This window comes from Rathayibacter sp. AY1D2 (assembly GCF_002932695.1).
In the GTDB taxonomy this organism is placed as follows: domain Bacteria; phylum Actinomycetota; class Actinomycetes; order Actinomycetales; family Microbacteriaceae; genus Rathayibacter.
In genome coordinates, this window is record NZ_PSVX01000049.1 from 16,650 (window position 1) to 27,801 (window position 11,152).

Genomic DNA, 11,152 nt, shown 5'->3' on the forward strand with positions numbered 1-11,152 from the left:
GTCGCAGGAGCCGAGGGGGAGACATGGTCAGGGCATCGAGCATCGTCGCGGCCGTCGCGGCGGGCGTCCTCACGATCGCGCAGTTCGGTGTGGGTACCGCGGTCGCCGCGAGCGTCCTCACCTCCTCCGGCGACGTCGGCACCGCGCTGGCCGACCGGCGAGCGGCCGAGGCGTTCACGCCCGACCCCACGATCGCCGGATTCGCGGAGCGGACCGCCATGTCGGACCGCGGCCGCGCCCTCTACTACGCGTCGAGCCCGTCGGTCGAGCCGACCGCCGGCTTCAACGACCTCTGCGGCTACGGCGCCTCCGACGACATCGTCCTCGGCTGCTACACCGGCACCAGCATCTACATCTCGGACGTCGCCAATCCCGACCTCGACGGGATCCGCGACGTCACGGCGGCCCACGAGATGCTGCACGCCGCGTGGGTGCGGCTCGACGCGGAGGAGCAGGCCGAGCTGGGCGCCGAGCTCGAGGCCGCGTACGAGACCCTCCCGCAGGACGGCACTATCGCCGAGCGCCTCGAGCTGTACCGCACCGGCGGCCTCGGCGAGCGCGTCAACGAGCTGCACTCGATCCTGGGGACCGAGGTGGCCGACCTGCCGCCGGCGCTCGAGGCGCACTACGCCGAGTTCTTCGACGACCGCTCCGTCGTCGTGGGCCTGAACGCCCGCTACGAGGCGGTCTTCACCGATCTCGAGAACCGCATCGAGGACCTGGTCTCCCGGATCGAGACGATGTACGCCGACCTCACGGCGCGGGTCGACGCGAACAACGCCGAGTACGACGCGCTCAACGTCGAGATCGACGACTTCAACTCGCGCGCCGACAGCGGCGACTTCGGATCGACGGCCGAGTTCGAGACGGAGCGCGCCGATCTGCTCGCCCGCAGCCAGGCCGTCGACGCCACCCGGGCCGCCATCGACGCGGACATCGCCGTGTACGACGGCCTGCGCTCGGAGCTGGAAGGCCTCAACTCCGACGCCGCGGCGCTGAACAAGTCGGTCGAGAGCCAGTAGCGCCCAGCGCCCGCGAAGGCCGCTGGGCGCACGGGCCTCCGGGCTCACGGCTCCCGCGCCGGTGCCGCGGGTAGGATCGCCGCATGGACTGGGAGCTGTGGAACCAGGGGCTGTGGGCCCTCGTGCCGACGATCACGGTCGGAGCCATCTTCTGGTTCGTGATGCGCGCCCTCATCCGCTCGGACCGCAACGAGCGCCGCGCGTACGACCGCATCGAGGCCCGCGAGCGCGAGCGCCGCGGCCTGCCTCCCCGCGACGCCTCCTGACCACCGCCGCCGAGCGGGTGCCTCTCGCGCCCGCTGAGCGGCCCCGTACGACGAACGAGGAGGCGCGGTGCCCGCACCCGACTGGGCCGTGATCCTCCCGATCGCGGCCGTCGTCGTCGAGCTCGTGGTCCGCGTGATCGCCGTCATCGTCGTGCCGCGGAACCGCCGACCGACCACCGGCCTCGCCTGGCTGATGGCGATCTTCCTGATCCCGTACGTCGGCATCCTGCTGTTCCTCTTCATCGGGAGCTACCGGCTGCCGCGCAAGCGCCGCCGGAAGCAGCAGGAGATCAACCGCTTCATCCTGGAGTCGACCGACGGCATCGACCGCGTCGCCCGGGAGCACCCGTGGCCGCAGTGGCTGGAGTCGGTGGTCACCCTCAACCGCAACCTCGGGGCGATGCCGCTGGTCGGCGGGAACGACGCGCGCCTTCAGGGCGACTACGAGCAGACCATCCGCGCGATGGCCGCCGAGATCGACCGCGCCCGCCGCTACGTGCACTGCGAGTTCTACATCCTCGCCGCCGACTCGACCACCGCGCCCTTCTTCGACGCGCTCGACCGCGCGGTGGCGCGCGGGGTGCGGGTGCGGATCCTCCTCGACCACATCGCGTCGATCCGCGTGCCCGGCTACTACAGCGGCACCCACCGCCGGCTGCGCGCCCTCGAGCGGGCGGGCGCGTCGTGGTCGTACATGCTCCCCGTGCGGCCGTGGCGCGGGCAGTACCAGCGGCCGGACCTGCGCAACCACCGCAAGCTGCTGATCGTCGACGGCAACGCGGCCTTCATGGGCTCGCAGAACGTCGTCGACTCCAGCTACAACAAGCGCGGCAACATCCGCCGCGGCCTGCACTGGCACGACCTGATGGTGCGCCTCGAGGGGCCGGTGGTGCAGGGCATCAACGCCATCTTCATCACCGACTGGTACAGCGAGACCGACGAGCTGCTCCTGCGGGAGTCGGAGCCGATGGAGGCGCTGCAGCAGCGCGACACGATCGACTGCCAGGTGGTGCCGAGCGGGCCGGGGTTCGAGGGCGAGAACAACCTGCGGCTGTTCCTGACGCTGCTCTACTCGGCGCAGAAGTCGATCATCATCACCAGCCCGTACTTCGTGCCCGACGAGGCGATGCTCTACGCGATCACGACGGCGACCCGGCGGGGCGTGCACGTGGAGCTCTTCGTCTCCGAGATCGGCGACCAGGCCGTGGTCTACCACGCCCAGCGCTCGTACTACGAGACGCTGCTGACCGCGGGCGTGCGCATCTGGATGTACCGCAAGCCGACCATCCTGCACGCGAAGCACTTCACGATCGACGACGACGTCGCCGTGATCGGCTCGAGCAACATGGACATGCGCTCCTTCACGCTCAACCTCGAGGTCTCGCTCATGGTGCGCGGCTCGGAGTTCGTCGAGGACCTGCGCCAGGTGCAGCAGGACTACCGCGAGCACTCCCGCGAGCTGACCCTCCGCGAGTGGCGGCAGCAGCCGCTCCGCTCGACCCTGCTCGACAACCTGGCGCGGCTCACCTCGGCGCTGCAGTAGCGCGGCTCCCGTCCGCCCGCCTGCGGAGGATGCGCGGCCCCGACTCGTCGCGCAAGTCCCTGTGCGTGCCGCCGCGCCCCGCGTAGCGTCGGAGCGTCCTCAGCACCATCCGGTTCCGCCTGCCCGGCGCCGGGTTCGAGAAGGGAACGGACATGACGGCATCCCGTACGACGCGCATCCTCATCCTCGGCGGCGGCTACGTCGGCCTGTACACGGCCTGGGGCCTCGAGAAGAGACGGGGGGAGGCGCCGATCGACGTCACCGTCGTCGAGCCGAACCCCTACATGACCTACCAGCCGCTGCTGCCCGAGGTCGCCGGCGGGCACGTCCAGCCGCGCCACGTCACGGTGCCGCTGGTCTCCGCGCTCAAGCGCACCCGCGTGATCCGCGGCGCGATCACCGGCGTGAGCCTCGCCGAGCGCAGCGCCACCGTCGCCGCGATGGACGGCTCCACCCGCACGCTCGAGTTCGACCAGGTCGTCTTCGCGCTCGGAGCCGTCACCCGAACGTTCCCCACGCCGGGCCTCGCCGAGCACGGCATCGGCTTCAAGACGGTGGAGGAGGCGGCGCACCTGCGCGACCGCGTCATCGAGAACATCGCGAAGGCGGCGCTCACCACCGATCCCGCCGAGCGTCGGCGCCTGCTCACCTTCGTCTTCGTCGGTGGCGGCTACACCGGTGTCGAGGCGCTGAGCGAGCTGCTCGACCTCAGCCGCAAGACCCTCGCCGCGCAGCCCTCCCTCTCGATGGGCGACGTCACCTGGCACCTCGTCGAGGCACTGGACCGGGTCGCCCCCGAGGTCGGTCCCGAGCTCTCGAAGTGGACGCTCGACCACCTCCGCTCGCGCGGCGTGCACGTGCACCTGAAGACGACGATGCCCTCCTGCGAGGACGGCGTCGTGGAGCTCTCCTCGGGCGAGCGCATCCCGACGGCCACGATCGTGTGGACCGCCGGCGTGAAGCCGAACCCGATCCTCGACGCGACCGACGCGCCCCGCGGGCCGAAGGGCCACGTCATGGCGGATGCGCGCCTGCGGGTCATCCGCGAGGACGGCGAGCCGGTGGGCGGCGCCTGGGCGGCCGGCGACGGCGCGCAGGTGCCGGACCTCACCAGCGAGAAGCAGCCCGCGTACTACCCGCCGAACGCGCAGAACGCGGTCCGGCAGGCCAAGCTCCTGGCGCGCAACATCATCGCCGACCTCACCGGAGGCACCGTGGAGGAGTACCGCCACGCCTCCGTCGGGACCGTCGCCGAGTACGGGATCGGCAAGGGCGCGGGCCTGATCAAGGGCGTGAAGCTGCGCGGCCTCCCCGCCTGGCTCGCGCACCGCGCCTACCACGGAGCGGCGATGCCGACTCTGGACCGCAAGTGGCGGATCATCACGGGCTGGCTCGTCGACGCCGTCACTCCGCGCGACCTCTCGCCGATGAGCGCGCTGCAGGATCCTCGCCGCGCCTTCCGCGAGACGGCCGAGGCCACCGACCGCGAGGCAGCAGCGAAGGCCGCCGCGAAGAAGGAGTCGGACGCGTCCTGACGCGCCGGTGAGAGCGCGGGAGTCGCGGTGGTCGAGCGGGATCATCGCGACTCCCGCGCTCCTGAGTCGTGGGCCCCGCCTCGGAGCGCCTCGGCCTGACGGTCTCGGCTCAGGCCCGGCGGCGCGGCTTGAGGCGCACGGTCGGCAGCACGGGCGCGGGGAGCGCGCGTCCGCCGTACCCGTCGACGGTGCCGAACGGTCCCGCGGGATCCGCCCCGGCGATCACGTCGGACTGCCAGCGCTCGCGGGCGGCCGCCACGTCGTCGTGGCTGCGGCCGACGAAGTTCCACCACATCACCAGCTCCTCGGCGAACGGCTCGCCGCCGAGCAGCACCACGCGGGCTCCCGCGTCCCCGGCGGTCAGCACCAGGTGCGAGCGGCCGGGCGCCAGGTAGGCGAGGTCCGAGCGCGGGACGTCCGCACCCTCGACCGCCACGGGGCCGGCGTCGACGAGCACGCCGTACTCCCAGGACTCCTCGACCGGCAGCTCGACCCGGGCACCCGGCTCGAGGTCGATCTGCGCGGCGACCAGCGGAGTGAAGGTGCTCGCGGGCACCGACGCGCCCAGCATCCCTCCGACGAAGACGCGGACCAGCGCGCCGGGCAGCTCCACGGGCACGCCGCGGTGGTGCTCGAAGAACGGATCGACGAGCCGCGCCTCCTCGGGCAGCGCGACCCAGAGCTGCACCCCGTGCAGGACGGGCGCGCCCCCGGTCGAGACCTCCGAGTGCGAGATGCCGCGTCCGGCCGTCATCAGGTTGAGCTCGCCCGGGCGCACCACGGCGAGGCTGCCGACGCTGTCGCGGTGCTCGATCTCGCCCTCGAAGAGCCAGCTCACCGTCTGCAGGCCCGTGTGCGGATGCGGCGGGACGTCCATCCCGGCCTCCTCGCCGAGCCGCACCGGGCCGTAGTGGTCGGCGAAGCACCATGCGCCGATCGTCGAGCGCGAGCGCTGGGGGAGGGTGCGGCGCACCTCGATCGCGCGCGGACCGCCGAGCGGGACGAGCCGTGCCTCCAGGATCTCGACCGCGCCGGGCTCGCGAGGGACCGGCTCCGCGGCGACGGGGAGCTCGTCGGGATGCTCCTCCAGGTTGCTCATGCGGGAAGTGTATGCCTTCGCATGGACCGGTGGACGGGACCGCCGCCCGCACCCCTCCCGGATCGCGTGCACGCCCAGGGCGAACAGGCCTGCTCACCGGGGGGAGCGCTGGTTACAGTCGACGTATCGGAGCCCACCCCTGCGGGTTCTGTAGGGAGTGACAGCATGTTCGAGAGATTCACCGATCGCGCGCGGCGCGTCGTCGTCCTGGCCCAGGAAGAGGCCAAGATGCTCAATCACAACTACATCGGCACGGAGCACATCCTGCTCGGCCTGATCCACGAGGGCGAGGGAGTGGCCGCCAAGGCGCTCGAGTCCCTCGGGATCTCGCTCGACGCTGTGCGCGAGCAGGTGCAGGACATCATCGGCCAGGGGCAGCAGCAGCCGACCGGCCACATCCCCTTCACGCCTCGGGCGAAGAAGGTCCTCGAGCTGTCCCTGCGCGAAGCGCTGCAGCTCGGCCACAACTACATCGGGACCGAGCACATCCTGCTCGGCCTCATCCGCGAGGGCGAGGGCGTCGCCGCTCAGGTGCTGGTCAAGCTCGGTGCCGACCTGAACCGCGTGCGCCAGCAGGTCATCCAGCTGCTCTCCGGCTACCAGGGCAAGGAGCAGGTCGCCGTGGGCGGTGAGCAGCAGCAGCCTCAGGGGGGATCGCAGATCCTCGACCAGTTCGGCCGCAACCTCACCCAGGCGGCGCGCGACAACAAGCTCGACCCGGTCATCGGGCGCGAGAAGGAGATCGAGCGGGTCATGCAGATCCTCTCCCGCCGCTCCAAGAACAACCCCGTCCTGATCGGCGAGCCCGGCGTCGGCAAGACCGCCGTCGTCGAGGGCCTCGCCCAGGCGATCGTGCGCGGCGACGTGCCCGAGACGCTGAAGGACAAGCAGCTCTACACGCTCGACCTCGGCTCGCTCATCGCCGGATCCCGCTACCGCGGTGACTTCGAGGAGCGCCTGAAGAAGGTCACGAAGGAGATCCGCACCCGCGGCGACATCATCACCTTCATCGACGAGATCCACACCCTCGTCGGCGCAGGGGCCGCTGAGGGCGCGATCGACGCCGCCTCGATCCTCAAGCCGCTGCTCGCCCGCGGCGAGCTGCAGACCATCGGCGCGACCACGCTCGACGAGTACCGCAAGCACTTCGAGAAGGACGCCGCTCTCGAGCGCCGCTTCCAGCCGATCCAGGTCGCGGAGCCGTCGCTGCCCCACACGATCAACATCCTCAAGGGGCTGCGCGACCGCTACGAGGCGCACCACAAGGTGTCCATCACCGACGGCGCGATCGTCTCGGCGGCCAATCTGGCCGACCGCTACATCAGCGACCGCTTCCTCCCCGACAAGGCGATCGACCTGATCGACGAGGCCGGCGCACGCCTGCGCCTCTCGATCCTCTCGGCGCCGCCGGAGCTGCGCGACTTCGACGACCGCATCGCCGTGGTCCGCTCCGCCAAGGAGGCCGCGATCGAGGACCAGGACTTCGAGAAGGCCGCGTCGCTGCGCGACGAGGAGAAGCAGCTGCTCGGTGAGCGCCTGCGCCTCGAGAAGCAGTGGAAGTCGGGCGACGTCAAGGCCACCGGCGTGGTCGACGAGGGCCTGATCGCCGAGGTCCTCGCCCAGGCGACGGGCATCCCGGTCTTCAAGCTCACCGAGGAGGAGTCCTCGCGGCTCGTCTTCATGGAGAAGGCCCTGCACCAGCGCGTCATCGGCCAGGAGGAGGCCATCGCGGCCCTCTCGCGGACGATCCGCCGCACCCGCGCGGGCCTCAAGGACCCCAAGCGCCCCTCGGGCTCGTTCATCTTCGCCGGCCCCACGGGCGTCGGGAAGACCGAGCTGGCCAAGGCGCTCGCCGAGTTCCTCTTCGACGACGAGAACGCGATGATCTCGCTCGACATGTCGGAGTACGGCGAGAAGCACACCGTCTCGCGGCTGTTCGGCGCCCCTCCCGGGTTCGTCGGCTTCGAGGAGGGCGGCCAGCTCACCGAGAAGGTGCGCCGCAAGCCGTTCAGCGTGGTCCTCTTCGACGAGATCGAGAAGGCGCACCCGGACATCTTCAACTCGCTCCTCCAGATCCTGGAGGAGGGTCGACTGACCGACGGCCAGGGCCGTGTCGTCGACTTCAAGAACACCGTCATCATCATGACCACCAACCTCGGTGCTCGTGACATCGCCGGTGGTCCCGTCGGGTTCCAGATCGAGGGCGACAACGCCACCGGCTACGACCGCATGCGCGGCAAGGTCAACGAGGAGCTCAAGAAGCACTTCAAGCCCGAGTTCCTCAACCGCGTGGACGACGTCATCGTCTTCCCGCAGCTGTCGAAGCCCGAGCTGCTCCAGATCGTCGACCTCTTCATCAAGCGCCTGGGTGACCGCCTGCTCGACCGTGACATGACGGTGGAGCTGACGCAGCCGGCCAAGGAGCGCCTGATCGAGGTCGGGTTCGACCCGGCCCTCGGTGCGCGCCCCCTGCGCCGCGCGATCCAGCGCGAGATCGAGGACCAGCTGTCCGAGCGGATCCTGCACGGCGAGCTCGGCGCCGGAGACCACATCCACGTGGACTTCGCCGACAACAGGTTCGTCTTCACCACGACCCCGCGCCTGATCTCGATCAGCGCCGGCGCGTCCACCGGAGCGGCCACGGCCGGCCCGGCGACGCCCGACCTGATGTCGTAGCAGGCTGCCGGACGACCCCGTGCCCGTCCCCTCTCGCGAGGGGGCGGGCACGTCGTCGTCCGGGGGTGGGCGCCTGATCGCAGGATCCCGCGCCCGGTGCGGCCTAGGCTTGTCGAATGGCCGATTGGAAGTACCCGGTGCGCCGCGCGCGCACGAGCGATGTCCCCTTCATCCAGGAGCTCAGCGAGCCGCTCGTGAACGAGCGCATCCTCCTGGGCAAGGACCGCGTGGTGCTCTACGGCGCCGTGCAGGAGTTCCGCATCGCCGAGGACGGCCACGGGACGGCGATCGGCTGCGGTGCGCTGCATGTGATGTGGGACGACATCGCGGAGGTGCGCACCCTCGCGGTCGCGCAGGACTGGCTCGGGAGGGGTGTGGGCCACCACATCCTGGAGCGCCTCGAGAACGACGCGCGCGAGCTCGGCCTGAAGCGCCTGTTCTGCCTCACCTTCGAGGTCGACTTCTTCGCCCGCCACGGCTTCGAGCCGATCGGCGAGAAGGTCGTCGACCCCGAGGTCTACGCCGAGCTGCTCCGCTCTCCCGACGAGGGAGTCGCCGAGTTCCTCGACCTCGCCCGGGTGAAGCCGAACACGCTCGGCAACACCCGCATGCTGAAGACGCTCTGACCGCCGCCACGTCGTAGCCTGTCCCGGTGACTCCGCCGCCCCGCCGCCTGCCCTCCCGGGTCTACCGGCGACGCCGCGCCGGAGTGCTGCTCGCGCTGGTCGTCATCGTCGCGGGCCTGGCGGTGGTGCTGTCGCTGCTCCCGCGGATGACCGGCTCCGACGCCGCGTCGAGCCCCACGCCGACCGTCGTGCTGCCGACGCTCTACCCGACCACCTCGCCCGGTGCGACGCCCGGCGCCGCACCCGCCTGCTCGGCCGACTCCGTCGCCGTCACCGCGGTCACGGACGCCACGAGCTACGCGCCCGGCGAGGATCCGCAGCTCTCGCTCTCGCTGGCCAACATCTCGAGCACCGACTGCGTGATCGACGCGGGCACGAGCAAGCAGGTCTTCACGATCACGAGCGGCTCCGAGCAGATCTGGACCTCGACCGACTGCCAGACCGGCGCGGCCGATCTGCCGGTGCTCCTCCAGGCGGGCCGCTCGGTGATGGGCAGCGCGCTGACGTGGGACCGCACCCGCTCCTCCGCCGACACCTGCTCCGGCGGACGCGAGGCGGTCGAGGCGGGCGGCGCCGCCTACAACCTGTCGGTGTCGGTCGCGGGCATCCCCTCGGGCTCGCCCACGCAGTTCCTGCTCCAGTAGTCCGCCCGGGGGACGTGCCGGGCGTGCGTCGGCGCGTAGCATCGCAGGCATGTGGGGGCTGCTCGGCACGATCCTGTCCGCCTCGACCGGCCGGGCGGGGGTGGTCGCGCGGCGCGCGGCGGCCGTGGCCCTCGCGGTCCCGCTGCTGGTCGGCGGAGCGGCGGCGCAGGCCGTGGCGGCTCCGCACCCTGTCGCGGCTCCGCAGCCCGTCGCGGGTGTCGTGCGCGCGGATGTGGACGGCTTCCGGTTCTCGGAGTACTCGGCCGACTTCCGCCTCGACCGCGACGAGGAGGGCCGCTCGACGCTGACAACCGTCGAGACCTTCGTCGCCGAGTTCCCGCCGTCGCAGAACCGCGGCATGCAGCGCGCGATCCCGCTCGACTACGAGGGGCACCCGACCGACGTCGACCTGGTGTCCGTCACCGACGGCGACGGGGCGGCGCGGCCGGTCGACACCGAGCGCGAGGACGGCTTCCTCCTGGTCACCAGCGCAGCGGACGAGTTCGTCAGCGGCAGCCAGACCTACGTCTTCACCTACACGCAGCACAACACGACCCTGCCTGGATCCGGCACGCGCAGCGGCGAGGACGAGTTCTACTGGGACGTCAACGGCACGGGCTGGCGCCAGTCCTTCGACCGCTACGACGTGCGCGTCGAGCTCGCCGGGTCGCTGGCCTCCGCCGCGACGGGGACCGTCAGCTGCTACCGGGGGCCGGAGGGCTCGACGACGCCCTGTCCGATCGGCCGCGACGGCGCGGTCGTCACGGCATCGGGGGAGTCGCTGGCTCCGGGGGAGAACGTGACCGTGGCGATCGGCTTCGCTCCCGGGACCTTCACGCCGCGCGACGACCGCTACCTCGCCTCCGGCTGGTCCTGGGTGCAGCTGGGCGGCCTCGCCGCGGTCCTGATCGGCCTCGCGCTCGCCGTGCACCGCCGCCGGACCGTGCTCCGCGACGCTCCCGGCCGCCCGACCGTCGTCGCCGAGTACGACCCGCCCGCGGAGGGGCTGTTCCTCTCCGCCGCGCTGCTGCGGAAGACGTCGAAGGCCCCCGCGGCCGGACTCCTGGACGCCGCCGTCCGCGGTCTCGTGCGCATCGAGGAGACGGGGGAGGGGCGGAAGCAGGAGTACGCCGTGCGGGTGCTCGACCCTGCGACGACGCCGACGCGACGCGCGGGACGCCCGCGGCCCCTCGCCTCCGACGACCGCGAGTTCCTCGACATCGCCCTCGGCCGGGCACCGGGGACGGTGCGTGAGCTCTCGGGCAAGGACAAGGAGTTCGGCAAGGCCGTCGGACAGTTCCAGACCGCGCTGGGCAACAGGGTGACCGAGGCGGGACTGAAGAAGGCCGGGACGATCGGCGGCAGCGTGCTCGTGATCGTCCCGCTGCTGCTGGGTGTCATGGCCGCCTTCCTGGGCGCGATCCTCCTGATGACCCGCTCCTTCGGCGGAGCGCTCCCGCTCGTGCTGATGCTGGTCGCGATCGTCGCGGCCGTCGTGGGGACGATCCTGGTCTCGAGGGTGCCGCTGACGGCCGCGGGCGCGGAGCTGCGCGACCATCTGCGCGGGCTCGAGCTGTACATCCGCCTGGCCGAGGCCGACCGGATCGCGATGCTGCAGTCGCCACGCGGGGCGGACCGGCGCACGGTCGGACCGGTCGAGGTGGTCGAGGTGACGGAGCGCCTGCTGCCGTGGGCCGTGCTCTTCGGTCTCGAGAAGGAGTGGTCGGCGGAGCTCGCGTCG

At 71.5% G+C, this 11,152-nt stretch carries 9 protein-coding genes; 8 read left to right on the forward strand and 1 reads right to left on the reverse strand.

What is annotated here, in order from left to right; genetic code table 11:
* Positions 1-23: 23 nt before the first annotated feature.
* The 4 genes from C5D04_RS13060 (at position 24) to C5D04_RS13075 (ending at position 4,366) form a co-directional block, all read left to right on the forward strand.
* Positions 24-1,022, forward strand: a complete 999-nt coding sequence (locus C5D04_RS13060) for a hypothetical protein (protein ID WP_104347807.1) — start codon at positions 24-26, stop codon at positions 1,020-1,022.
* An 83-nt stretch (positions 1,023-1,105) separates the two neighbouring features.
* Positions 1,106-1,288: a hypothetical protein gene (locus C5D04_RS13065; protein ID WP_104224094.1), complete on the forward strand. Its 183-nt coding sequence runs from the start codon at positions 1,106-1,108 to the stop codon at positions 1,286-1,288.
* A gap of 67 nt (positions 1,289-1,355) precedes the next feature.
* Positions 1,356-2,831 carry a cardiolipin synthase gene (gene cls / locus C5D04_RS13070; RefSeq protein WP_104224093.1) on the forward strand — a complete coding sequence of 492 codons (1,476 nt, stop codon included), beginning with the start codon at positions 1,356-1,358 and terminating at the stop codon, positions 2,829-2,831.
* A gap of 152 nt (positions 2,832-2,983) precedes the next feature.
* Positions 2,984-4,366 (forward strand): NAD(P)/FAD-dependent oxidoreductase, encoded by a 1,383-nt coding sequence (locus C5D04_RS13075; RefSeq protein WP_104345442.1) that lies wholly within the window; start codon positions 2,984-2,986, stop codon positions 4,364-4,366.
* A gap of 109 nt (positions 4,367-4,475) precedes the next feature.
* Here the strand turns inward: C5D04_RS13075 and C5D04_RS13080 are convergent, their stop codons facing one another.
* Complete coding sequence (locus tag C5D04_RS13080) at positions 4,476-5,465, reverse strand: pirin family protein (RefSeq protein ID WP_104291741.1); 990 nt, start codon at positions 5,463-5,465, stop codon at positions 4,476-4,478.
* Between the two features lie 165 nt (positions 5,466-5,630).
* Between C5D04_RS13080 and C5D04_RS13085 the strand changes: the two genes are divergently transcribed.
* The 4 genes from C5D04_RS13085 to C5D04_RS13100 all read left to right on the forward strand — a co-directional run.
* A complete protein-coding gene (locus tag C5D04_RS13085; protein WP_104234294.1) occupies positions 5,631-8,141 on the forward strand; it encodes an ATP-dependent Clp protease ATP-binding subunit in 2,511 nt (836 codons plus the stop codon).
* 116 nt (positions 8,142-8,257) lie between these two features.
* Complete coding sequence (locus tag C5D04_RS13090; protein ID WP_104224089.1) at positions 8,258-8,767, forward strand: amino-acid N-acetyltransferase; 510 nt, start codon at positions 8,258-8,260, stop codon at positions 8,765-8,767.
* 26 nt (positions 8,768-8,793) lie between these two features.
* Positions 8,794-9,411, forward strand: a complete 618-nt coding sequence (locus C5D04_RS13095) for a hypothetical protein (RefSeq protein ID WP_104224088.1) — start codon at positions 8,794-8,796, stop codon at positions 9,409-9,411.
* A gap of 49 nt (positions 9,412-9,460) precedes the next feature.
* Positions 9,461-11,152 (forward strand): DUF2207 domain-containing protein (locus C5D04_RS13100; RefSeq protein ID WP_104347808.1); only part of this gene is annotated, 1,692 nt, incomplete at its 3' end.

Bases quoted from the DNA above. Each gene is read 5' to 3' on its own strand.
- C5D04_RS13075 (WP_104345442.1), top strand. From the start codon at position 2,984: ATGACGGCATCCCGTACGACGCGCATCCTCATCCTCGGCGGCGGCTAC.
- C5D04_RS13090 (WP_104224089.1), top strand. From the start codon at position 8,258: ATGGCCGATTGGAAGTACCCGGTGCGCCGCGCGCGCACGAGCGATGTC.
- C5D04_RS13060 (WP_104347807.1), top strand. From the start codon at position 24: ATGGTCAGGGCATCGAGCATCGTCGCGGCCGTCGCGGCGGGCGTCCTC.
- C5D04_RS13085 (WP_104234294.1), top strand. From the start codon at position 5,631: ATGTTCGAGAGATTCACCGATCGCGCGCGGCGCGTCGTCGTCCTGGCC.
- C5D04_RS13080 (WP_104291741.1), bottom strand. From the start codon at position 5,465: ATGAGCAACCTGGAGGAGCATCCCGACGAGCTCCCCGTCGCCGCGGAG.
- C5D04_RS13065 (WP_104224094.1), top strand. From the start codon at position 1,106: ATGGACTGGGAGCTGTGGAACCAGGGGCTGTGGGCCCTCGTGCCGACG.